Origin of the sequence: Pseudomonas songnenensis (assembly GCF_003696315.1) — a bacterium.
In the GTDB taxonomy this organism is placed as follows: Bacteria; Pseudomonadota; Gammaproteobacteria; order Pseudomonadales; family Pseudomonadaceae; genus Stutzerimonas; species Stutzerimonas songnenensis.
Genome location: NZ_RFFN01000003.1, coordinates 516,932 through 540,070 on the forward strand (window position 1 = coordinate 516,932; position 23,139 = coordinate 540,070).

Sequence of the window (23,139 nt, forward strand, 5' to 3'; positions counted from 1 at the left end):
CTTAGGAGGGACAGGCCGCGAGCCAGACAGCCCGGGCAGGCGACAGGCCGCTGTGACGAGCCACCGCGAGGCGGAATACAGTTGCGAATTGTTATCTTTTAGATACGATACTGGCTCCCAGATGGCACAGGCTCTCAACAACCCGCGCGCCGTCCTCCGCCTTCCCCACAGCTCAACGTCCGGTCAGGTCCGTCATGTCCACTCTCCGCTTCCCGCGCAAAACTGCACTGCTGCTCGTTTGCCTTGCCGCCAGCTTCGCTGGCTCGCCGCTCATGGCCCAGGAACAACTCGAGGACAAGCCCCAGCGCACAGCAGCCGAGCCGGTGGAGCTGCAATCGATGGAGATCACCGCCAGCGCCGACGCCTCTGCAGACGGGCTGACCCAGCCCTACGCCGGCGAACAGGTCGCCCGTGGTGGGCGTGTGGGTATTCTCGGCAATCAGGACTATATGGAGACTCCGTTCACCTCAACCGCATACACCTCCAAGCTGATTCAAGATCAGCAGGCGCGTAGCGTGTCGGACATCGTGCAGAACGATCCGTCGGTGCGTGTGGCACGGGGCTTCGGCAACATGCAGGAGCTGTACGTCGTGCGCGGCTTCACGCTGTTTTCCGACGATATTTCATACAACGGGCTTTACGGCTTGCTGCCGCGTCAGTACGTAGCGGCCGAATTCATTGAGCGCGCCGAAGTCTTCCGTGGCGCCAGCGCCTTTCTTAATGGTGCGGCACCGGGAGGCTCAGGTGTTGGCGGCATGATCAACCTCGTACCCACGCGTGCTCCGAATGAGCCGCTCACGAGACTGACAGTGGGTGCCGAAAATGGCGGTCAAGGTTCGGCAGCCGTCGATCTGGGCCGCCGCTTCGGTGAAGAGGAGCGCTTCGGCTTGCGTCTTAACGCTGCCAAGCATGCCGGCGAGACGTCAGTCGACAACGAAGACCGTACTCTGGATATGTTCGCCCTCGGCCTCGACTATCAGGGCGACAACTTCCGCCTATCTGCTGATATCGGTCATCAATACCACTTCATAGATGCGCCTCGCCCCAGCGTGAGCATCGCCACCGGTATACCGCTACCAAGCGCACCAGACGCCAAAGATAACTTTGCTCAGCCATGGACGTTCTCCAAGGAAATGCAGACGTTTGGCACCGTCCGGGGCGAATATGACTTTTCTGACTCGGTCACGGGCTGGCTAGCCGTAGGCGCGCGCCGCGGCGAGGAAGAAAACCGCTTGGCCAACCCGACTTACGTCGGCGCCGACACCACGACTGCATATCGCTTCGATAACCGACGCAAGGAAGAAATATCTACAGGTGAAATTGGCCTGCGCGGCCGTGCATTGACCAGGCAGGTTTCACACCAATGGGTAATGTCTGCCGCGACCTTTCGGGCCGAGGAACGCAATGCGTTCGGTGGATCAGATTACGACAACCTTTTGGCCGGTAGCCTCGATAACCCGTATGACGTCCCTATCCCCGACTTGCTGCCGAAAAACATCAACGGTTCGTTTTCCGATCCCAATGTGATTGGCCGCACCTCCACTCAGAGCCTGGCGATCGCAGACACGCTTGGGTTCATGGATGATCGGCTACTTGTAACCCTGGGCGCACGTCGACAAGGGATCGAGACCAAGAACTACTCTGCAGCGACTGGAGATCGCGATTCACGAATCAACCGCTACGAGACCACTCCAGTTGGTGGTGTGCTCTACAAGCTGACCGATGACGTATCGATCTATGCCAACTACATCGAAGGACTTGCCAAAGGTGACACCGCCCCATGGACCACCAGGCGGCCAGATGGAACGATCGAGGCAGTTAGCAACGCCGGGCAGACGCTGGCACCACACATCGCCAAGCAAACCGAGATCGGCTTGAAGTACGACGGCATCAACCTGGGCGGCAGCCTAGCGGTGTTCCGCACCGAACGCCCTATCGGCGTAGTGACCGACTCCGTCTTCCGCGAAGGAGGCGATCAGATCAATCGCGGGATCGAACTGTCGCTGTTCGGCGAACCGGCCTCCGGGATCCGTCTGCTGGGCGGCGTCACCCTCCTCGATACCGAGCTGAGCGACACCAACAATGGCGATTACGACGGTAACCACGCTATCGGAGTGCCTAAGACCCAAGCCAACATTGGCGGAGAATGGGATGTGCCCGGGCTTGCCGGCCTCACGCTGACCAGTCGCGTCGTCTATACCGGCAGCCAGTACACCGATATCGACAATGACCGGGAAATCCCGTCCTGGACTCGTCTGGACCTCGGCGCGCGCTACGGGATGAAAGTGCAGGACCGCGACGTGACGCTCCGCGCCCGTCTCGACAACGCCACTGGCCGTGACTACTGGGCCTCCACAGGTGGCTATCCAGGCTCGAACTACCTCGTCCTCGGCGCCCCCCGCACGCTCTCGGTCAGCGCCACGGTCGACTTCTGATGCAGGCAGCCACGCTTCGTCGCTGGGGCTGGGTCCACAAGTGGTCCAGCCTGGTCTGCACGCTGTTTATCCTGATGCTGTGCCTGACCGGCCTGCCGTTGATCTTCTCGCATGAGATCGACCACCTGACCGGCAACGAGATCGAGGCGCCGGCGATGCCCGAAGGCACGCCGCGCGCTCCGGTCGATCGGGTGGCCGCCAAGGCGGTCGAGGCCTATCCGGGGCTGGTGCCGCTGTATTTCTTCGCCGAGGAAGACGATCCGGATGTCTGGTACGTCAAACTCGATACCCGCGTCGACACCGACGAGAGCGGGTCCACACTGATCCTCTCCGACGCCCGCACGGCCGAGGTTCTGGGCGCGCCGAACTTCGACGAGGGGTTCATGAGCGTGATGTACCGTCTGCACGTCGACCTCTACGCGGGGCTGGCGGGCAAGCTGTTCCTCGGCTTCATGGGCCTGCTGCTGATGGTGGCGATCATCTCCGGCGTGGTGCTCTACGCGCCCTTCATGCGCAAGCTGCGCTTCGGCGAAGTGCGTCAGGAACGCACCGCCCGCACCCGCTGGCTGGACCTGCACAACCTGCTCGGCATCGTCACCCTGGTCTGGGCGCTGGCGGTGGGCTTCACCGGGGTGATCAACACCTGGGCGGACCTGATCTTCCAGGCCTGGCAGGCCGAACAGGTCGCCGCCCTGCAGGCCGGCAAGACCCGCGTGCTGCTGCCGAAGGACGCCGGTGATGCACCCGCCGCGGACGGCTCGCTGCAGACTGCTGTCGACCGTGTACTGGCCGCCGCGCCGGGCATGGCGGTGGCGATGATCGCCTACCCCGGCACGCTGCGCGCCACGCCGGACCATGTCGCGGTGATCCTGCGTGGCGACACGCCGCTGACATCACGGCTGAGCCAGGCGCTGCTGGTGGACCCCGCCGATGGCGAGGTGCTCGAAGCCGGCGCCCGCCCCTGGTACGTCACCGCGCTGCAGCTGTCCGAGCCGCTGCACTTCGGCGACTACGGCGGCCTGCCGCTGAAGGTGCTATGGGCGCTGCTGGATATCCTCACCATCGTCGTGCTGGGCAGCGGCCTGTACCTCTGGCTCAAGCGCGGCGCGACCGAGGTGCGGACATGATGCGCATCTGGTTGTGGCCGGTGGTGATCGGCGTCGCGTCCACGCTCGGGCTGATCGCCGGGCTGGTCTCAGAAGGCGCGGGCGACTGGTTGAGCTGGCTGGCCCTGGCGGCACCCGTCGCCATCGGCCTGCAGGGCTTGTCACGTAGCGGCGCCCGCCCACCGTCACGCGGCGGCGACCTTACCCCTGCAGGATCTCGGCGAGCTGGTCGAAGCTGAACGGCTTGGGCAGTGAGCGCGCCGGCAGATTGCTTTCGATACGCCCTTCGCCGGAGACGAACACCAGCCGCAACCATGGCTGGGTGCGCAAGGCGTCGGTGGCGAAGTCGGGGCCGGAGCGGCCTGGCAGGTTGACGTCGAGCAGCAGGTGGTCGAAGCGCTGCTCGTGCATCGCCTGCGCGGCCGCTTCCGCGGTCGGATAGCCGCTGGCGCGGTAGCCCAGTTCCTCGACCATTTCGCAGGTCAGCGCAAGCAGCTGCGGCTGATCCTCCACCACCATCACCCATTGTTGCGGGGCGGCCCGTTCCTCGCTGTGCTGCGCGCCCAGCAGCTGTCGTACCTTGCGCGCCAGGTCTTCCTGGCGGTAGGGCTTGCTCAGCAGCTCCACACCCGGATCGAGCCGGCCACCATGCACGACGGCATTGCGCGTGTAGCCGGAGGTGAACAGCACCGCGATATCCGGTAGCAGCAGTCGCGCCTGGCGCGCCAGTTCGGTGCTGCTCAGCGGGCCCGGCATGACCACGTCGGTAAACAACAGGTCGATGGAAAGGCCACTCTGCAGAATGCTCAGGGCGCTCTGCGCATCATTGGCGCGCAGCACCGAATAGCCGAGGCCGGTGAGCAGTTCGATCACGGTCGCCTGCACCGGCAGGTCATCCTCCACCACCAGGATGGTTTCGCTGCCACCCACCACCGGGCCGACCGTCGGCTGCAGCGCCTGTACTTCGGGCTGTTCGGTACGCGGCAGGTAGAGCTTCACGGTAGTGCCGGCGCCCTCCTCGCTGTAAAGGCGAATGTGTCCACCGCTCTGCTTGGCGAAGCCGTAGGCCATGCTCAACCCAAGCCCGGTGCCGTGGCCCTCGGGCTTGGTACTGAAGAATGGCTCGAAGGCCTGCTCGATCACGTCGGCGGGCATGCCGACGCCGGTGTCGGACACCGCCAGCAGTACGTACTGACCGGGCGTGACATCGCTCTGGGTCTCGGCGTAATGCTCGTCGAGCATGGAATTGCCGAGTTCGAGCGTCAGCTTGCCGCCATCAGGCATCGCATCCCGGGCATTGATCGCCAGGTTCAACACCACCTGTTCGAGCTGATTCGGGTCAACCATGGTGGTCCATAACCCACCCGCCACCACGGTTTCGATCTCGATGTGCTCGCCAATGGCCTGGCGCAGCAGCTCGTCGAGATCGCGCAGCAGCCGGCCCAGATTGGTCGGTTGCGGCCGCAGCGGCTGGCGGCGGGCGAAGGCCAGCAGCTGGCGCGCCAGCTTTGCTCCGCGCTCGACCGCCGAGCTGGCAGCATCGACGCGCTTGGCCGCGCTGCGGTGCTCTTCCACCAGCGGCTGCAGCAATTGCAGGTTGCCGGCAATCACTTGCAGCACGTTGTTGAAGTCATGGGCCACGCCACCGGTCAGCTTGCCGATGGCCTCGAGCTTCTGTGACTGATACAGCGCCTGTCGGCTGAGTTCGAGTTCGCGGGTGCGCTCCTCGACCAGCTCCTGCAGGCGCTCGCTGGAGCGCCGCAGTTCCTGCTGCGCCAGCACCTGAGCGGTGACGTCATGGCCCTGGCAGAAGATCCCACCGACCTGCTCGTCTTCACTGAATATCGGCTGGAAGATGAAGTTCACGTAGCGCCGCTCGGCCTTGCCGCCAGCCTGCGGTCGTACACGCACGGCAATGTCGCGGCCGATGTAGGGCCGCCCGGTGACGTAGACCTGCTGCAGCAGCTCGGAAAGCGCGCGGCTCTCCAGCTGCGGAAACGCCTTGAAGGCCGGGCGGCCAAGCAGCTCGCGGGCACCGACCAGCTGGTGGAACGCACGGTTGGCGATCTTCAGCTGATGCTGCGGCCCTTCGGTGATGGCGATGAAGCCCGGTGCCTGGTCGAACAGCCGCTGCAGGTGCGCACGCTCCTCGCTGAGCTGATGCCCTTGCAGTTCGCTGGCGCGGCGCTCGGCAACCAGTGCCGAAACATCACGCACGGTCAGCGCCGCGCCCACCACCGCGCCATTCGCCGCGCAGACGGCGGCCACGACGATCTCCAGCGTCCGCCCACCGCCTGTGTCGTCATGCTGCAGGGTCAGTGTCTGATCGCAGTCCTGCACACGCGTCAAGGCCTGGGCCAGTTCGGCACTCCAGAACGGCAGGCCACTTGCTGGGCGCCCCAATACCTCGGCACGCGGCAAGCCGAACAGTTCGGCAGCGCCAGCACTCCAGTAAAGCACCGCGCCCGCGTGATCGAGACCGACGATGGCGTCGCGCGCCGCGTCGATGAAGTGATGCAGGTAGAGTTCCGCCGCAGGCAGCGGTCGCCGGCTCGCATTGGTGCCATCGACCGTGACGTTGGCCCGCGCCAGGGTCGTGCGCAGGCGCATCCGCCGGTGCACGCTCGCCAGCGCCTCATCGAGTTGCTGCAGCGGTCTGGTGTCGAGCGTGACGATGGACCAGTAGGGCCCCAGCAGAGGTGCCGGACCCAACTCGCGATGCAGGGCGTCGACATTCGCATCTTCGCTGAGGAACAGCAGTTGCGTGGCCTTCCAGCGACTGCGCAATTGGCGAGCCAGGGCCACCGGACGCGCCAGCCCTGGCGCCAGCAGCACCAGAGCCGGCTGATCGTCTTCGGACGGCAATGCGCCCACATCCAGAGTGTGCAGCTGCAGCCCATGGGTCACGGCCCAACTGCCTATCCGCTCGCGCAGATGGGCGTCGCCTGCCTCCAGCAGTGCGACGTGGTCGAGCAGCACCTCGCTCATAACAGCGGCAACCCGAGCAGGCTGCGACCTGTCCAGAGTTTGAGCAGGCCGGTTGTGGGGGTCATGACATGGCCGGCGCGGGCATCGCGCAGCAGACGCGCTGCGCGACTGTTCTCGCGGTACGCGGCACCGCCACACAGGGTCATCGCCTCGTTCGCCAGACGCACCGCGGTTTCCGCAGCTTCTGCCTTGCACGCCAGAATGAACGGCAGCGCCTCGGGATGCGCAGCATCACCGCGACGTGCCGCTTCGCGCACCAGGGCGCGCGTCTTGACCAGATCGGTCCAGAGCTCACCGTAGCGAATTTGCAGGCTTTCCACATCCCGCAGGGCTTCGCCGGAATGGCTGTAGCGCCGCGAGCGCAGGTGCAGGCTGGCTTCGTCCAGCGCCGCCTGGGCAACGCCGAGATAGGTGCCGGCCATGGCCATCAGAAAGAACGGTGCGACCACCTCGAACACATACCAGACCTGATCGCCCGCCTCGCCGAGCAGGTTGCGCGCGGGCACCCGAACCTTGTCCAGCCGCAGCGGCCGCGAGGAGTTGCCACGCATGCCGAAGCCGGCCCAGGCGTCGAGCCAGTGCATACCGACGCTGCCCTTGTCGACGATCAGGCAGCTGAAATCCCCGGCTTCGGCGCCCGCGGCTACCGTGGAAACAACGTAGGAATCGGCATGCCCACCGTTGGTGACAAACTGCTTTGTGCCGTCGACGACGAAGTCCTCGCCATCGGCGTCCAGGCGGGTTTCCGGCAGGTAGAAATGCGCGCCGGTGCCGTGCTCGGAAAGCGCCAGCGTGGTGAGGTGCCGCCCCGCGGCAATCTCGCGCAAGTAATGATCACGCTGATGCTCGGTGGCCTTGGCGGCGATGACCGCGGTCGCCACGCAATGCATGCCGTAGCACAGCGCCGACGACGGGCAGGCACGGGCGATCGCCTCGGTGAGCACGCACAGGCCCAGCAACCCTTGCCCAAGTCCGCCCAGTTCGCTCGGCACCTGCAGCCCCAGCAGACCGGCATCGGCAAAAGCCTGCATCGAGTGGGCAGGCCAGCGACATTCGGCATCCACCTCGGCGGCCAGCGGTGCGATCACGGTTTCGGCCAGATCAGTGGCGACGCTCTGCAACTCGGCGAGCTGAACGGGTAGCAAATGGTCCATTAATCTTCCTGAAATCAAGGGAGGCCGGCATCCGCCCGGGTGGATATCAGACCGTAATAGTCAGGTAATGTTCTGAGTGCGTATCTTGCGGGAGCGTTGTGCAGCAATGGCGGTCATAGTCGCATGACTACATTGACCAGGGGCAATCGGCCCACACTGCTTCGTCTCGCTTCCGCCCTGCTGGTCGGCGCGTTGCTGGCGTTCGGTGCGCGAGCCGCGACAGACGATATGCACATCCTCATCGGCAGCTACACACACGATAGCGACAGCCCGGGCATCCTGCGTCTGCGCTTCGATCCCAAGACCGGGCAGATCGACCCGAAGCCCGTGCAAACCCTCGCCAGCGACAACCCGTCCTGGCTGGTGCTGGATGAGGAGCGCGGCCGGCTTTACGCCACCAACGAGAACGGTCCGGCCCACGAAGATCCGGTCGGTCGTGTCAGCGCCTGGCAGCTCGACAGCACCGGCGACCATCAGCTGATCGGGCAGAACATCAGTCTGGGCGATGAACCGACCCATGCCAGCCTCAGCCATGACGGGCGCTATCTGTTTATCAGCAATTACGGTTCGCGGCCCAACCCTGGCGGCAGCCTGGCGGTGATGCCGCTGGCCAAGGATGGCCACCCGCTGCCGGTCACGCAGATGCTGGCGCATCAGTCGAGCGGCGTGCACCCCGAACGCCAGCAGTCGGCGCATGTGCACTCCGCCGTGCCGAGCCCGGACGGCAAGCGCCTGCTGGTCAGCGACCTGGGCGCCGATCGGGTATTCGTCTACCGCTACGACCCGAGCAATGCCGAGCGCCCGCTGCAGCCGGACGAGCCGGCCAGCATCGAGCTGCCAGCGGGCAGCGGCCCGCGCCATCTGGTGTTCCACCCCAATGGCAAGCACGCCTATCTCGCCCTCGAGCTGAGCGCCCAGGTGGCGAGCTTCGACTACACGAACGGCACCCTGACCCGCCGGCAATTGCTGGACCTCAAAGAGGCCGGTAGCGACGTGCGTCATTCGCCCGGCGCGATCCATACCTCGGCGGACGGCCGCTTCCTCTATGTCAGCGACCGCGGCGACTACAACCACATCATCGTGTTTGCCATCGAGGCCGACGGCACGTTGCGCGAAATCCAGCGTCGCTCCAGCGAAGGCCGCGAACCGCGGGAATTTGCCATCACCCCGGACGGGCGCTTCATGCTGATCGCCAATCAGCTGAGCGATGAACTGGTGGTGCTACGCCGCGATGCGGGCAGTGGCGAGCTGGGCGAGACGCTGCAGACCTTGCCGGCCGGACGACCGTCGGACATCAAGCTGCTCGCGCCGAACTGAGCAGGAAGGGATCAGGACAACAGGCTGACCACCGCGAAGCGGCTGATATTGGCCTGCGCCACCACTGTCTGGGTGACCGCGGCGTAGCTGGAAGGGCTGCGCTGCATCAGGTTGAACACCGAGTGGGAAAAGTCCTTGGCCCACTGCTGCTCGTCGACATCGGCCTGCTGCGCGAGAAATTCGCGGATCTCGCGCTGGCGCTGACCGAGCTGCTCGCGCAGCGCGCCGACCTTCTCCAGCCCGGCTACCACGGTATCGAGCATACGCCGCAGTTCGCGCAGCGAATCCAGGGCCGGCTCTTCGGGAAACTTCAGCAGCTGCTCTTCCTGACTCTGCACACGCTGGAAGCGACCCTTGGCAAAGAGCTTATCCTCGCCCTGCACCGCCAACTGGCCCTTGAGCTGCTGCCAGTCGCTTTCTCGCGCCGAGAACCTGAGCCGGCCACTGTCATCGAGTTCGGCGCGAATGCCGGACTGCCCGAGGCTGCCGTTGAAGCGACGCAGGATCTGCTCATCGCTCATGTCGTCATCGAGCACCACTGCCACCGGTTCGGCCAGCTGGCGGCCGCCACTGAACAGCAGCGTCTCGCGACCGGACTGGCGAATGGCCTCGAGCGACTCCAGGCCCTGCAGGCTGAAGCGACTGCGCACCGGCTCGCTCAGGCGCAGCTTCAGCGTGGCATCCAGAGAATTGGCCGAGCGCTTGCTGCGTTCACGCAACAGCTGCTCAACCTCCTGCATGGCATGACGAATCGCATCCGGCCCGGTATTCGAGGTCGGCGAGCTGATTTCGCGGCTGAGGCTGAGCTTGAGCTGCGACAGCCGGCCATGCAGGTCATTCAGGTAGCTTTCCGCAGACTGCATGGAAGACAGCTGCTGATTGAGCTGCAGGCTGAAGCTGGTGCTCTTCTTGTTGGCGACCTCCGCATGCGCGGTATCGCCCGGCACCGGCAGACGGCGCGATGGCGGCGGCACGTCGGCAAGCAATGCCTGCCGGCGTTCATGGGGGTTGATGGCGGAGACGGCGGGTAGCGGCTTGCCAATCTTCATTCAAGCGTTCCTCGCCTCAGAGCATGCCGAACAGCGACAGGCCATTGATCTTCAGATAGGTCTTCTGCGTGGCCTGCAGCGACAGCTGGTAATTGTTCAGGTCGATGCTGGCGCCGGCATAGTCCAGACGCGACAGCTCGCCTTCGATCTTCTGGTTCACCAGCGAGACGTCCTCGTTGCTGCTGCTGAGCAGGGTCAGGGTGTTCTGTCGCCCGCCGAGATCGGTCACCGCGCCGAGCAGCCTGCCGTGGGTGTCGTCCAGGCTGTTCATGGTCGCGGTGATCTGCGCGCGCACGGCCGGGTCGGTGGAATCCAGCGCCGGGTCCTTGAGCGTCTGCACCAGGCTGCGCAGCTCGTTGAGCATGCCGACGCCGGCACCGAAGATCTGCGCCGCGGTGACGTTCTCTTCCACCAGCACGCCGTTGGCCACCGCCGCCTGGCGATGCTGGTCGTTGCCCTGCAGCACGTAGGTACCGCCAACCAGGGCGATCGCCGGCTGGTTGGAGCGGGTACCGGAGAACAGGTAGCGGCCTTCTTCGTCACGCACGTTGGCGAAGCTGAGCACGGTGTTTTCCAGCGATTCCAGCTCGTTGGCGATGGCCGACAGGTCCTCGTCGGTGTTGCTGCCGTTGGCCGCCCACAGCAGCAGGTCGCGGATGCTCAGCATGCTGTCGGAGGCGGCTTTCAGATTGGCTTCCTGCTTGGACAGGTTGCCGGAGACGTTGGCGATGTTGGTGCGGTACTGCGTCAGGCTGGCTTCCTCGCGCTGGATGCGCAGCACGCGGACCGCCGAGATCGGGTCGTCGGATGGCACCAGCATGCGCTGGCCGCTGGCCATCTGCTGCATCAGCTTGCCGAGCTTCTCGGAGCTGTTGTTCAGTGAGCCGTGCATCATGGCGGTGATCTGGGCGTTGGAAATGCGCATGGTGTCTTCTCGTCAGTCGGCTCAGAACATCGCCAGTACGGCGTTGAACAGGTCGTTGGAGGTGCTGATGACCTTCATGTTGGCCTGATAGGCCTGCTCGTAGGCCATCAGGTTGACCGCTTCCTCGTCCAGGTTCACCGCGCTGACGCTGTCGCGCTGGGCCTGGGCCTGCTCGGCGACGACGGTGGCGGCGGCAAGGTCGGCCTTGTTCTGCCGGCTGGCACTGCCGACGCGGCCGACCAGGCCGGCGTAGGCGTCGTTGAGCGGTACATCGCTATCGGCCACGTTGACCTTGGCCGACTTGAGTTCCAGCAGCGCCAGCAGGTTCTGGTTGTTGCCGACTTCGCCAGTGCCGCTCTGCCCGGCGGAAGAAAAGGCCAGCTGCTCCGGGGTCAGCGCGGTCACTGCGAGCATGCCGCTGGTGCTGCCAGGGGTATGGACGAACAGCGGCTGGCCCGGATTGCCATTGAGGTCGAAGCCGCCAGCGAGGGTGTCGTTGACCATCTGCGCCAGGGCCGCGGCCATGTCGTGCAGGTCGGCCTGGGCCGGACGCAGCGCGCCATATTCCATGTCGTAGAGTGCGCCCAGCGAGCCACCGAGGCCGTCCTGCACCAGCGGGAAGGTGGTCTTGGCGAACACCAGGGTCAGCTCCTGTTCGCCGGCCAGGTTCTGCTCCACCCGCAACTGGCCGGCGGTGGTGCCCGCCACCAGCGGCTGACCGTTGGCCAGGGACACGGTCAGCGTACCGTCGGCGACTTCCTGCACACGGATACCGGCGTACTGGCTGAGGTCCTTGATCAGGTTCTCGCGGTAGTCGCGCAGGGTGGCGGTATCGCGCCCGGCCGACTCCATCTTGAGGATCTCCGCGTTCAGCTCGGCGATGTTGCCGGACAGCCCGTTGATCTCGGCAACCATCGCCACGCGCTGGCCCTGCAGGGCGTTGAGCTGGGTGCCGATGTTGCCGTTCAGGCCGTTGAAGCGCTGCGCCAGCTGCTTGGCCTCGCCGATGATCTGCTGGCGCAGGGCGATGGATTCCGGCGTGGAGCTGGCCTCGCTGAGCGCGGCGAAGAAGTTGTCCAGGCCGACGCTGACGCTGGAGCCTTCGCTGTGGATCAGGCCTTCCAGCGCGGTCAGGTACTGCTGGCTGGTGCCGTAGTAGTTCTTGTCGGTGCTGGCGCGCCAGAGCTGCTGGTTCTGGAAATCGTTGGACAGCCGGCGGATGCTGCTGACCTGCACGCCGCCGCCGATACTGGTGGCGGTCTGCCCGCCGACCGAATGCATCTCCGGCGCCAGACGGCTGAAGCCGGGCGTGTTGACGTTGGCGATGTTCTGCCCGGTCGCGGTTAGGGCGATCTGCGAGGCGCGTACGCCGCTGTAGCCAATCTGACTCAAGACACTCACGACAGGGCTTCCTTCGAATCGATGCGGATCGGTTGGGCGAACGCCACGGAGAGATGGCGAGCGACAACCGGCTGTTGTCTATCCAAGGCGACTGCCAAAGGCGCCTCATTAAGCGCGGCGGATGCCGACTGCGGCTCGCCGATGCGCTTGCCCTCCACCACCGCCAGCAACTGACCGCGCGACAGGCGCTCGGCGGTGGCGCGGCTCGCCTGCGCCGCCTGCGACCAGCCGGATGCCTGCACGGCGGCCTGCGGCTCGCGCGGCTGGCTGTTGGCCGCCTGCAGGTCCTTGAGAATGTTGCGCGTGTAGTCGCGGGTTTCCTGAAAGGGGATTTTCTGGATCCAGCCGGCCGCATCGATCTCGCCGCGGCGCGGGTCGCCATGGTTCTTCAGCCACTCGTCGACCTTGCCGGGGCCGGCGTTGTACGCCGCCAGCGCCAGCGCCTGGTGACCGTCGTAGCGCTCGAGCATCTTGCTCAGGTAGGCGCTGCCCAGGCGCTTGTTGTACTCGGCATCGCTGGTCAGCCGCGCTTCGTCGAAGGGCAGACCAAGCTCGGCGGCCATGTCGCGGGCAGTGCCGGGCATCAGCTGCATCAGGCCGCGGGCGCCCTTGGGCGAGACGGCGGCGATGTTGCCGCTGGATTCATGCTTGATGACGCTGTCCACCAGCGCACGAAAACCCGCCTTGCCCGCCGCCCAGGCGCTGTCCAGCGCTTCGACGCCACGCTGCCAGGTGCCGCGCAGCGCATGCTGGCCGCCTTGCCCGACACTGGCCAGACCGAGCGCGGCAGGCGCTGGCGCGGTGCCGTCGATACCACCGGAGAGCTGCTGCACCAGCATGTCGGCGATGCCGGTCTGGCGCTTGCCGGCCAGGGTTTCGGCGAGCACCTCGTCGTAGAAGTCGCGCATGGTGTCCAGCTCGCGGCTGCGCATCGGGTTGCCGGCCGACAGCACGTCGCCGGCCTTGCGCATCTGCTTGAGGATCTGCTGCAGGAACATGGCTTCGAACTGCTCGGAAACCATCTCCAGCTGCTGGCGGCGCGCAGCGCTCGGACCGTCGTGGCGCGCGCGCATGGCATTGAGGTGTTGGGGAAGGGATACGATGCTCATGGGCGGCCTTACATCACGATCAGTTCGGCGTTCAGTGCGCCGGCGCGTTCCAGCGACTGGAGGATGCTCATCACGTCATCCGGGGTCGCGCCCAGGCTGTTGATGGTGTTGATGATGCTTTCCAGGCTGGCGCCTTCAGGCCACTTGAACATGGCGTTGCGGTCCTGTTCGACGGCGACGTCCGATTGCGGCACCACGGCGGTCTGGCCCTGGGAGAAGGGGCCGGGCTGGCTGACCTGGGGCCGCTCGCTGATGGTCACGGTCAGCGAGCCATGGGCCACCGCGGCGGCCTTCACGCGCACGCCCTCGCCGACCACCACCGTACCGGTACGGCTGTTGAACACCACCTTCGGCCGCACGCGACCTTCTTCGACGTCCAGACGCTCGAGCATGGCCATGAAGCTCATGCGCTGGGTGCTGGTGACCGGCGCACGAATCGAGATCTTGGTGGCATTGAGCGCGGTGGCGGTGCCCTTGCCGAAGTAGCCATCGACCGCATCGACCACGCGGGTGACGGTCTGGAAGCTCGGTTGACGCACGTTGAGCATCACGTCCGGGCGCTCGGTGAAGTCGGTGGGAATCATCCGCTCCACCGTCGCGCCGTTGGGGATCAGCCCGCTGTTGGAGGTGTTGATCGCCACCTTGGAACCGCTGGCACCTTCGGCATTCACCCCACCGACCACCAGCGCACCCTGGGCCACGGCATAGATTTCGCCGTCGACGCCCTGCAGCGGGGTCATCAGCAGCTGACCGCCGCGCAGACTCTTGGCGTCGCCCAGCGAGGAGACCGTGACATCGATGCTCTGCCCAGGGCTGTAGGACGGCGGCACCGTGGCGGTAACGGTCACTGCGGCGACGTTCTTCAGCTTCGGGTCGACGTTGGCCGGCAGGTTGATGCCGAACTGCTTGATCATGTTGGCCACCGAGTGGCTGGTGAACTTCACCTGGTTCTTGTCGCCGGTGCCATCGAGGCCGACCACCAGACCGTAGCCGATCAGCTGGTTGCCGCGGATGCCCTCGATATCCACCAGGTCCATCAACGGCACGGCCTGCGCCGGCAGCTGCCAGCACAATACAAGGGAGGCGAAGAACAGCTTCACGGAGCGCAAGGGGCTAGTCATTGGGAGCTACCGCTTAAAGGGGGAACAGCGGCGACGCGAAGAATCGCGTCAGCCAGCCAGCCGAATTGCTGTCGTTGAGCACGCCGCGACCCGCGTAGGAAATCTTGGCGTTGGCCACGCTCTGCGAAGAAACCTGGTTGTAGCGGTTGATGTCATCGATCCGCACCAGACCGGTCAGGCGGATGTACTCGTCACCCTGGTTCAGGCGCAGCGCCTTCTCGCCCTTGATCAGCAGCGTTCCGTTCGGCAGCACGCGATGCACGCTGACGGCGATCGAGCCGCGCAGGGTGTTCTGCTGCGAGCTCTTGGCCGAACCCTTGAACTCGCGCTCGCCGGAAGCCGAGGTTTCCACGTCCGGGTAGGTCTTGCCGAGCACGGTGGGCACGCCGATGCCGACGCTCGATTCCTTGCCGAAGCTGGTGCCGGCGCTCTTGCTCGACTGGGTGGATTCGTCCAGCACCACGGTGAGAATGTCGCCGACCCGCACCGCGCGCCGGTCGCTGACCAGCGAGCCGCCGTAGCCGGAGCGGAACAGACCGCCGCCGGTGGTCGGTGGCAGGCTGTAGTCGAGTTCCAGGGGCTCGTACTCGCTGGAATCCTCGTCCGGCAGCAGCTCGTCGAAGCTGGCGCAGCCGCCGAGCAGCAGAAAGGCGAACAGGAGGGCGATCGGCTTCATCGGCATCACACGGTCTGGTTGAGGAACTGCTGCATGCCGCTGGCGGCATCGAGAACCTTGGCGTTGGCCTCGTAAGCGCGCTGGATGGCGATCATCGCCACCATGGCCTCCACCACCTGCACGTTGGAGCCTTCCAGTACGCCCTGCTTGAGCTGGCCGAGGCCTTCCTCGCCCGGCACGCCTTCCACCGGCTCGCCGCTGGCGACGGTTTCGCGGTACAGGTTGCCGCCCAGCGCTTCCAGTCCGCCGGGGTTGGTGAAGTTGACCAGGGTGATCTGCCCCAGTTCGGACGGCAGGGTGTCGCCGGCCAGCACGGCGGTGACGATGCCGTCGCTGCCGACGGTGAAGCCGGTGCTGCCTTCGGGTACTTCGATCGCGGGGTTCAGCGGCAGGCCCTGGGCGTTGACCATCATGCCTTCGGCGTTGAGCTGGAACTGGCCGTTCTCGGTGTAGAAGATGTCGCCGTTGGGCGCCTCGACCTGGAAGAAGCCGCGGCCGACGATGGCCAGATCCATCGGCTGGCCGGTGGTCTGGATGCTGCCCTCGGTGAACACCTTCTGTGTGCCGGCGACGCGCACGCCGCTGCCCAGCTGGATGCCGGACGGCACGGTGTTGATCTCGTCGGCCTGGGCGCCCGGCTGCTTCTCGATGACGTAGAACAGGTCCTCGAAGACCGCGCGGTCGCTCTTGAAGCCGTTGGTGTTGACGTTGGCCAGGTTGTTGGCGACGGTGGCCATGGCCTTGTCCTGGGCGGCCAGGCCGGTCTTGCTGACCCAAAGTGCGGAATTCATGCGTTATCTCCCGATCAGCTGCCGCGGATCATTCGGTTGCCGGCGTCGGAAAGGTCCTCGGCGGCTTTCATCATCTTCACCTGGGTTTCGAACAGGCGGTTCAGGCTCATGGTCGAGGCCAGCTCGTCGATCGCCGAGACATTGCTCGACTCGAGAAAGCCGCTGGCCAGCCGCACGTCCTCGCTGGGCTGCGCCGGCTCGCCGTCGCGGGTCACCAGCAGGCCGGCCTGGTTCTTCATCAGATTGGCCGCCGGCACATCGACCAGACGGATGCGATCGACCTCGGCCATCATCCAGTCGCCGGGGGCCATGACCGACACGGTGCCGTCATTGCCGATCTCCATGCGGTCGTACTCGGGCAGGACGATGGGGCCGCCCTCGCCGAGCACCGCACGGCCGTTGAGTGTCAGGCGGCCTTCGGCGTCCACCTGCATGCTGCCCTGGCGGGTATAGGCCTCGCCTTCGCCGTCCTGCAGCACGATCAGGCCGTTGCCCTTGACCGCGAAGTCCAGCTCGCGACCGGTGGCCACCATCGGGCCGGCGGCCAGGCTGACGCCGTTGTTCTCGATCAGCGCCATGTGCCGGCTGTCGTAGCCGTAGCCTTCCACCGCCACGGCCTGGGCGCGTTCGAGGTCGGCGCGAAAGCCGGGGGTGTTGACGTTGGCCAGGTTGTTCGAGCGCACCTGCAGCGACATCATCGTGCGGCTGGCGGCCGTCATCGCGGTGTATCCCAAGCGATCCATGGGTCAGCCTCAGATTGCGTTGAACAGGACCTGGGTCAGTTCCTTGTTGGTGGAAATGACCTGGGTGTTGGCCTGGTAGTTACGCTGGCCTTCCATCAGGCCAACCAGCTGCTGGGTGAGGTCGACGTTGGAGCTCTCCAGCGCGCCGGAGGCCAGGGTGCCGTACTGGCCGACGCCCGGGGCGCCGAGCATTGCCGCGCCGGAGGCAGCGGTTTCGGTCCAGGCAGTGCCGCTGATGTTCTTCAGGCCTTCGGCGTTGACGAAGCTGGCCAGCACCACCTGGCCCTGGAGCATGCGTTCGCCATTGGAATAGCTGGCGTAGACCTTGCCGTCCTTCTCCACGCTCATGCCGGTCTGCTCGCCAGCTGCGTAGCCGGTGGCGCGGTTGTTGGTGACGCTGAATTCCGAGCCGTACTGGCTGGTGCCGCTGTAGTCGAGCTGGATGGCCAGGGGTGCCACGCCGCCGGTCAGCGGAGCGGCCAGGGCGACGCTGCCGATCGGGGTGGCGAGCACGCCGGCGGTGTCGAAGGTCAGTGCCTGCGGCGCACCAGCGAGGGCGGCGCCGTCGACGTAGTAGTGGGCATTCCAGCTGTTGTCGGCGGTCTTGACGAAGTACTGGGTCAGGGTGTGTTCCTTGCCCTGGGAGTCGTACAGCTTGGTGGTGTAGGTGGAGTTGTAGCTGCCCGCCGCCAGCGGGTCGAAGGCCACGGTCGGGACTTCCTGATTGGCGTCCAGGTTGGCGACAAAGCTCAGCGCATCGGTGGCGCGGGCCGGGATGCCGCCGGAGCGCAGCTGCAGGTCACCGACAGTGCCGGTCTGCAGGTTGCCGGTGGCGTCGGCCGGATAGCCCTGCAGGCGCTGGCCGAGGCTGTTGGTGATGTAGCTGTCCTTGTCGGTGCCGAAGATGCCGGCACGGGTGTAGCCGATGTCACCGTTGCTGGCGCGGGTGACGAAGAAGCCGCCGCCGGAAATGGCCAGGTCCAGGGTGCGGTTGGTCGAGGTCAGCGCGCCACCCTGGCTGATGCTCTGGGTGGTGCCGATCACTTCCACGCCCATGGCCTGGGTTTCGGCATACAGACTGCCGAAATTGGTGCGCGAGGACTTGAACCCCACGGTGCCGGAGTTGGCGATGTTGTTGCCAATGGTGTTGAGTTGTTCGTTGACGGCGGACAGGCCGGTCAGGGCGATATTGAAGCTCATGGTTGCGTCTCGACTCTGCTGGATGAAGGTTCGGTGGCTGGCCGCCGCGCTCAGGCGCGGCCGGCACCGAACTCGAGAATGTTGTAGAACGGCACCGAGCCGACGCCGTCGATCTGCAGCACCGGGCCTTCGGCGCTGACGCGCACGTTGCCGACCAGACCGGCGACTTCCACCTGCGGGTACTCGCCGTTGTCCGATTCGATCGCCACGCTGTACTGGCCGGCCGGCAGGCCGAGGCGCTGCGGGTCGATGTCGAACGGCACCTGGCCGGGCGCGCGGGCGCCGAGCTCGAGGGTGGTCTTCAGGCCGTTGGAATCGGTCAGTACCACGGCCGTGCGGTTGGAGGCGTGGGCCAGGGTGAACTGCCCCTGCACTGGCTGCGTGCCCAGCTGCAGGCTGTCCACCGCCACCCGCACCTGCTGGCCGACCAGGCCGGCAGCGGTCAGCGTCTGCAGGTTGTCCATCAGTACCAGGTTGTTCTGCGCCAGGCTGGTCATGTTCTCCATGCTCTTGACCTGGGACATCGCCGAGAACTGGTTGAGGAACTCGGTGCTGTCGACCGGCTTGGTCGGGTCCTGATACTTGATCTGCGCGACCATCAGGCTGATGAAGTTGTTCTCCATCGTGGTGGCGTCGCTGACATTCACGGCGCGCTTGACCTGATCGATGCTGTTGCCGGCCAGGCTGGCGTCCAGCGCGGAATTGACGCTACTCATCAGACTTCTCCCAGGCGCAGCAGGCTCTGCTGCATGCTCTTGACGCGGTTGAGCACCTCGACACCGGTCTCGAAGCTGCGGGTGGCCGACATCATGTCGGTCATCTCCTCGATCTCGTTGATGTCGGGGTAGTAGACGTAGCCCTCGCCGTCGGCCAGCGGATTGCCCGGCTCGTAGCGGCGCTTGGGCTCGGCCCCGGAAGTGACCACATCGAGCACCTGCACATGGGCGCCGCCCAGGCCGACGCCGCGGGTCAGCGAGTTGTTCTCGTACACCGCGGCGAACATCGGTTTGCGCGCCTGGTAGACGTCCGCCGGGTTGGCCGCCGCCGAGTCGGTGTTGGCCAGGTTGCTGGCCACGGTGTTCAGCCGCACGGTTTGCGCGTTCATCGACGAACCGGCGATGCGGTAGATGGAATCGAATGACATCAGCGGCCCTCGATGGCCTGCTTCAGGCCACGGAATTTCATGGTCAGGAAGGTCAGGCTGGTCTGGAAATCCATGGAGTTGCGCGAGAACTGCGCCTGCTCGACCGACAGCTCGACGGTGTTGCCGTCCTGCGAAGCCTGGGTCGGTACGCGATAGAGCATGCGCGGATCGCTGCCGGCGATGCTCAGGCGCGACGAGACGCCATCGTCCAGGCGTTGCATCTCGGCGCCGAAGTCGATGTCGCGGGCCTGGAAGCCCGGGGTGTCTTCGTTGGCCAGATTCGCTGCGAGGATCTCGCTGCGCTGCATGCGCAAGCCCAGCGCCCGTTCGTGAACGCCGAGTGCGTCTTCAATCCGTATACTCATTCGCCGATACCCTTGAAGCATGAGCGGTGTGATAACCGACCATCGCTTCTGCAGCATTCGTGCCGGCCTGCCAACGAATAGGTAACATGTTGTTTTTACTGAAAAAAAACGCAAAACACCGGCGCCTGCTCAACGCCCTCCTTCCGCATCGAACGCAGCATGAAGGCGGAAGCGGAAAACGAACTTCCGCCTGGGCAGCACTGCTGTTGCTGCCAGGGTTGGTGTGGGCGCAAGGCGGTGCTGATGAGCAGATTCGCCAGGCCGTCGACCGGCATCTGAACGATGCGCTGCTGCGCGAAGCGAAGCGTCAGGGTTGGCAGGGCGCACGCCTGAGACACGACACCAGCCTGCCAGCCAGTGCCGCGCGGCTGCCGCGCTGTAACCAGCCGCTGCAGGTTCGCGATGCAGGGGGCAACTCGTCGCTGCTGGAGCGGCAACGGCTGACGATCAGCTGCGCTGATGCGAATGGCTGGACCCTGGACGTCACCAGCCAGCCCAGCGTGTGGCTACCGGCCGTGCATGCCCAGGGCATCATCGAGCGCGGGCAGACGCTGGGGCGTGACGATCTCAGGCTCGAGCCGATCAATATCGGCAAGGCCCAGCGCGGTTATTTCAATCGCCTGGAAGAGGTGCAGGGTATGGCCGCGAAACGACGCATCCGCGCCGGCCAGACCCTCACCCCGTCGCTGCTGACGCAGCCCTTGGCAGTCAAGCGCGGCCAGCCGGTAAAGATCGTGGCCAGCCACGACGGTATCGAAGCCTCCACCAGCGGCGAAGCACTGGGCGATGGGCAGCCGGGCGAAGTGATCCGCGTGCGCAACGTGCGCAGCGGCAAGGTGATCGATGCCAAGGTGGTGGAAGAAGGCGTGGTGACCAGTACGTTCTAACAGGCGAACGCGAATGATAGGAGCCGTGCAAGGGCGCTGAAAGGCCTATTGGGAGCGATGGAAAAAAATTTTGGCGCCAGGATTTAATCCTTCCTTGTGGGTTGTCGCCTTACCCCTTCAGCAGGCAGTCAAGCCAGCTCCTACAGCCCACTTAGCACGAAGGATTTTCACATGGCCCTGTCCATTCATACCAACTACTCCTCGCTGATCACTCAGACCAACCTGAGCAAGACCAACAACGCCCTGGGCACCAACCAGCAGCGCCTGGGCACCGGCCTGCGCATCAACAGCGCCGCCGACGACGCTGCCGGCCTGCAGATCGCCACCCGCCTGAACGCCCAGAGCCGCGGCATGGGCGTTGCCATGCGCAACACCAACGATGCTGTTTCGCTGCTGCAGACCGCCGAAGGCGCGTTGAACGAGATGACCGACATCGTCCAGCGCATGAAGGATCTGGCTACTCAGGCCGCGAACGATACGAACAGTGCCGACGACCGCACCGCCATTCAGGCAGAGTTCGATGCTCTAAGCGAAGAAATCACCAACATCTTTGATAACACCAAATATGCAGGGGAAGCGCTGTTCGGTGCCGGCAAATTCGGCGCAGACGCAGTAACCTTCCAGATCGGCGCCTCGACAGCCGAAACCATGGTAGTGGACGTTTCCGGTAAAGCAGACGCGCTTGATAGCCTGCTGGGCTCTGACATCTCTACTTTGGACCTGACGACCGCCGCTAACGCTGCAATCGACACCCTAGCAAGCGCCTTGAATTCCATCGGATCGCTGAGAGCGGATTTTGGCGCCAATATCAACCGCCTGAACCACACCAACAACAACCTGGCCAACATGAAGGACAACACCGAGATGGCCAAGGGTCGCATCATGGATGCCGACTTCGCCTCGGAAAGCGCCAACATGACCAAGAACAGCATGCTGATGCAGTCCGGCATCTCCATGCTCAAGCAGGCCGGCCAGATGCCGAGCATGGTCATGGGCCTGCTGGGCTGATGACTGCCGGGTTGGCCTATGGCCGACCCAATCGATACATCCAAAAAAGCCCCGACTGGTTCGGGGCTTTTTTGTTATCTCAGTTTTTTCTCATGTCCATCCGACCAACGGCTAGTGATGTCATTTTAACGGCATACAGCTCGCTTAAATTCACGCAAACCCTTCTAAACCAAGGCTTTCAGCATCATCGGTCGCTTAGCGAGCCATCACTGTCGGGACAAATGATGGCAAATAGCCATTATTCATGACCGCTATCACCTTGATTAGTTCCCTTGTAAGTTCAAAATAACGGCGCCAATATACTGCCGACCAGTTCACGGTAAACTTTTGTTCCAGATCACAGATACTTCCTTTCGCTTCTCAGGGCACCATGACTTCATCTCTGACCATGAAGGCCACCGATGGCACCGTCTGTCCGCTCCTGAAGAGTGGCCGTGACGGCTGCCTGGCTCGCTTCGATCGCTCGCTCTATCAGCTCTCGCTATCCAACGGCGATGACGTGGAAAAAGTTGACCTCGGCTTCTCCGGGAGCCGCGTTCTGGAGCGCCTGCTGCAAGTACCTGGCGAGGTCGTTTCCCGCGAGGAGCTGCTCAGCTACGCCTGGCAGGATCGGGTGGTCGGGCAAGGCAGCCTGAACCAGCAGATCTATACCCTGCGCCAGGTTCTGGGCGATGCCGACAGCCAGATCATCCAGACGTTGCCGCGTCGGGGCTATCTGTTCAACCCGAACTACCTGGTCAACATCGAGAAGGCCCCGCTGTCGCCGGTCCCGACAGCTATCGAACAGCCGATCACGGCTCCGGCACAACGCCCACCTCAAATGCCGCAGCGCTCTGCCTGGTTTGCCCCGACGATGCTTGGCACTGCGGTAGCACTGTTCCTGGCATGTGTCGCCCTGGGTTACCGCTTCATGCATGCGCCCAAGGGTTCGCTGACCTATACCCATTCCATCGGCCAGCTCGAAGTGCTGTACGTGGAAAAGAGCCAGCAGATGCTCGACCGGATGATGCAGGAAACCCGCCTGCTGGTAGCCAGCGTTGCCGGCATGAGTTCGCGGCCGGGTCGCCTGATCGTGAACATGTCACCGGGCTTCTATGAGCTGCGCTGCCTGCAAAACGATGGCCGGATCAACTGGCTGAAGGTTCACCGCAGCCAGGTGAACGCTATTCCGAATGAAACACTGCAAGGATGTCTGCGATGAATGCTTCTTTCGAAACCGGCACGGCGAGCAAGCGCCTGCTGCGCGTGATGGTGCCGACTGCGCTGGCGTTATGGGCCTTCGTTGCGATGGGTACCACCACCAACTACAGCGCCAACCTCGATGGTCGGTATTCCTCTACCGGCCAGGTATTGCTTAGCAATGGTCAATTGGTACAGGTCAGTCAGAGCGTGGTGTTCAATGATGGGCGCTTTTATTCGATGACGCGCAACAGCCCGGCCATCGTGGAGGCATCCGGCCGCGTCGAAACGGACTTTCTCGGCCGCGCCCGGCTGGTGGTGGAAGAAGGCCAGATCAGCGGGATCGCCGGCACCGACGAACTGGACGAAGAGCTGATCTTCAACCTGTTCTATGGCAAGCACAAAGGCGCCCGCATCACCCTGGAAGAGGTGGGTGCCTGCCTTTACGGCGTCGAGACCCAGCAGGTCTACTGCGCCGAACCGGCGGTGGCCCAGCTCTGACAACCCCGCTGCGCCAGACAACCTGCAGCGGGCGCGCAGC

At 64.6% G+C, this 23,139-nt stretch carries 22 protein-coding genes; 8 read left to right on the plus strand and 14 right to left on the minus strand.

Annotated elements, in window-relative coordinates:
- The first annotated feature begins 194 nt into the window (after window positions 1-194).
- Genes EA798_RS11060 through EA798_RS11070 form a run of 3 tightly spaced genes read left to right on the plus strand, consistent with a single transcriptional unit; the run spans window position 195 to window position 3,780 of the window.
- Entirely contained in the window at window positions 195-2,435 is a 2,241-nt protein-coding gene (locus tag EA798_RS11060) for a TonB-dependent receptor (protein WP_122098974.1), read from the plus strand.
- On the plus strand, window positions 2,435-3,562 hold the full coding sequence (locus tag EA798_RS11065) for a PepSY-associated TM helix domain-containing protein (RefSeq protein ID WP_122098975.1): 1,128 nt from the start codon (window positions 2,435-2,437) through the stop codon (window positions 3,560-3,562). Before EA798_RS11060 ends, EA798_RS11065 begins: the two co-directional genes overlap by 1 nt.
- Window positions 3,559-3,780, plus strand: coding sequence for a hypothetical protein (locus EA798_RS11070; protein ID WP_106156510.1), 222 nt, complete (start codon window positions 3,559-3,561; stop codon window positions 3,778-3,780). The genes EA798_RS11065 and EA798_RS11070 overlap by 4 nt, the downstream gene beginning before the upstream one ends.
- On the opposite strand, the gene EA798_RS11075 is transcribed toward EA798_RS11070, so the two are convergent.
- Together EA798_RS11075 and EA798_RS11080 are read right to left on the minus strand one after the other, a co-directional pair.
- Window positions 3,743-6,529 (minus strand): response regulator, encoded by a 2,787-nt coding sequence (locus EA798_RS11075; RefSeq protein WP_122098976.1) that lies wholly within the window; start codon window positions 6,527-6,529, stop codon window positions 3,743-3,745. The genes EA798_RS11070 and EA798_RS11075 overlap by 38 nt on opposite strands.
- The gene (locus tag EA798_RS11080; protein WP_122098977.1) at window positions 6,526-7,683 is read right to left on the minus strand and encodes an acyl-CoA dehydrogenase family protein; all 1,158 of its coding nucleotides are present in this window, start codon (window positions 7,681-7,683) and stop codon (window positions 6,526-6,528) included. Before EA798_RS11080 ends, EA798_RS11075 begins: the two co-directional genes overlap by 4 nt.
- A gap of 123 nt (window positions 7,684-7,806) precedes the next feature.
- Between EA798_RS11080 and EA798_RS11085 the strand changes: the two genes are divergently transcribed.
- Window positions 7,807-9,000: a lactonase family protein gene (locus tag EA798_RS11085; RefSeq protein WP_122098978.1), complete on the plus strand. Its 1,194-nt coding sequence runs from the start codon at window positions 7,807-7,809 to the stop codon at window positions 8,998-9,000.
- 11 nt (window positions 9,001-9,011) lie between these two features.
- On the opposite strand, the gene EA798_RS11090 is transcribed toward EA798_RS11085, so the two are convergent.
- The 12 genes from EA798_RS11090 to flgB are packed head-to-tail and all read right to left on the minus strand — an operon-like array spanning window position 9,012 to window position 19,524.
- The gene (locus tag EA798_RS11090; protein ID WP_122098979.1) at window positions 9,012-10,049 is read right to left on the minus strand and encodes a hypothetical protein; all 1,038 of its coding nucleotides are present in this window, start codon (window positions 10,047-10,049) and stop codon (window positions 9,012-9,014) included.
- 16 nt (window positions 10,050-10,065) lie between these two features.
- Complete coding sequence (flgL, locus tag EA798_RS11095) at window positions 10,066-10,974, minus strand: flagellar hook-associated protein FlgL (RefSeq protein ID WP_122098980.1); 909 nt, start codon at window positions 10,972-10,974, stop codon at window positions 10,066-10,068.
- Window positions 10,975-10,995: 21 nt separating this feature from the next.
- On the minus strand, window positions 10,996-12,375 hold the full coding sequence (flgK, locus tag EA798_RS11100; protein WP_122098981.1) for a flagellar hook-associated protein FlgK: 1,380 nt from the start codon (window positions 12,373-12,375) through the stop codon (window positions 10,996-10,998).
- Entirely contained in the window at window positions 12,372-13,484 is a 1,113-nt protein-coding gene (locus tag EA798_RS11105; protein ID WP_106156526.1) for a lytic transglycosylase domain-containing protein, read from the minus strand. The genes flgK and EA798_RS11105 overlap by 4 nt, the downstream gene beginning before the upstream one ends.
- A gap of 8 nt (window positions 13,485-13,492) precedes the next feature.
- A complete protein-coding gene (locus EA798_RS11110; protein WP_106156528.1) occupies window positions 13,493-14,605 on the minus strand; it encodes a flagellar basal body P-ring protein FlgI in 1,113 nt (370 codons plus the stop codon).
- Window positions 14,606-14,618: 13 nt separating this feature from the next.
- Window positions 14,619-15,287: a flagellar basal body L-ring protein FlgH gene (gene flgH, locus EA798_RS11115; RefSeq protein WP_015278779.1), complete on the minus strand. Its 669-nt coding sequence runs from the start codon at window positions 15,285-15,287 to the stop codon at window positions 14,619-14,621.
- The gene (gene flgG / locus EA798_RS11120) at window positions 15,287-16,072 is read right to left on the minus strand and encodes a flagellar basal-body rod protein FlgG (RefSeq protein WP_014595446.1); all 786 of its coding nucleotides are present in this window, start codon (window positions 16,070-16,072) and stop codon (window positions 15,287-15,289) included. Before flgG ends, flgH begins: the two co-directional genes overlap by 1 nt.
- Before the next feature lie 14 nt (window positions 16,073-16,086).
- On the minus strand, window positions 16,087-16,815 hold the full coding sequence (locus tag EA798_RS11125; protein WP_122098982.1) for a flagellar basal body rod protein FlgF: 729 nt from the start codon (window positions 16,813-16,815) through the stop codon (window positions 16,087-16,089).
- Window positions 16,816-16,824: 9 nt separating this feature from the next.
- Entirely contained in the window at window positions 16,825-18,015 is a 1,191-nt protein-coding gene (gene flgE / locus EA798_RS11130; RefSeq protein WP_122098983.1) for a flagellar hook protein FlgE, read from the minus strand.
- A 50-nt stretch (window positions 18,016-18,065) separates the two neighbouring features.
- Entirely contained in the window at window positions 18,066-18,731 is a 666-nt protein-coding gene (locus tag EA798_RS11135; protein ID WP_106156534.1) for a flagellar hook capping FlgD N-terminal domain-containing protein, read from the minus strand.
- A complete protein-coding gene (flgC, locus tag EA798_RS11140; protein WP_014595442.1) occupies window positions 18,731-19,159 on the minus strand; it encodes a flagellar basal body rod protein FlgC in 429 nt (142 codons plus the stop codon). Before flgC ends, EA798_RS11135 begins: the two co-directional genes overlap by 1 nt.
- Entirely contained in the window at window positions 19,159-19,524 is a 366-nt protein-coding gene (gene flgB / locus EA798_RS11145; RefSeq protein ID WP_122098984.1) for a flagellar basal body rod protein FlgB, read from the minus strand. The genes flgC and flgB overlap by 1 nt, the downstream gene beginning before the upstream one ends.
- An 86-nt stretch (window positions 19,525-19,610) precedes the next feature.
- Between flgB and flgA the strand changes: the two genes are divergently transcribed.
- The 4 genes from flgA (at window position 19,611) to EA798_RS11165 (ending at window position 23,099) form a co-directional block, all read left to right on the plus strand.
- Window positions 19,611-20,411, plus strand: coding sequence for a flagellar basal body P-ring formation chaperone FlgA (gene flgA / locus EA798_RS11150; protein WP_167462938.1), 801 nt, complete (start codon window positions 19,611-19,613; stop codon window positions 20,409-20,411).
- A gap of 171 nt (window positions 20,412-20,582) precedes the next feature.
- Window positions 20,583-21,419 carry a lateral flagellin LafA gene (gene lafA / locus EA798_RS11155; RefSeq protein ID WP_122098985.1) on the plus strand — a complete coding sequence of 279 codons (837 nt, stop codon included), beginning with the start codon at window positions 20,583-20,585 and terminating at the stop codon, window positions 21,417-21,419.
- Window positions 21,420-21,789: 370 nt separating this feature from the next.
- Window positions 21,790-22,620, plus strand: coding sequence for a transcriptional regulator (locus EA798_RS11160; protein WP_122098986.1), 831 nt, complete (start codon window positions 21,790-21,792; stop codon window positions 22,618-22,620).
- Window positions 22,617-23,099: a hypothetical protein gene (locus EA798_RS11165; RefSeq protein WP_106156543.1), complete on the plus strand. Its 483-nt coding sequence runs from the start codon at window positions 22,617-22,619 to the stop codon at window positions 23,097-23,099. The genes EA798_RS11160 and EA798_RS11165 overlap by 4 nt, the downstream gene beginning before the upstream one ends.
- The last annotated feature ends 40 nt before the right edge of the window (window positions 23,100-23,139 follow it).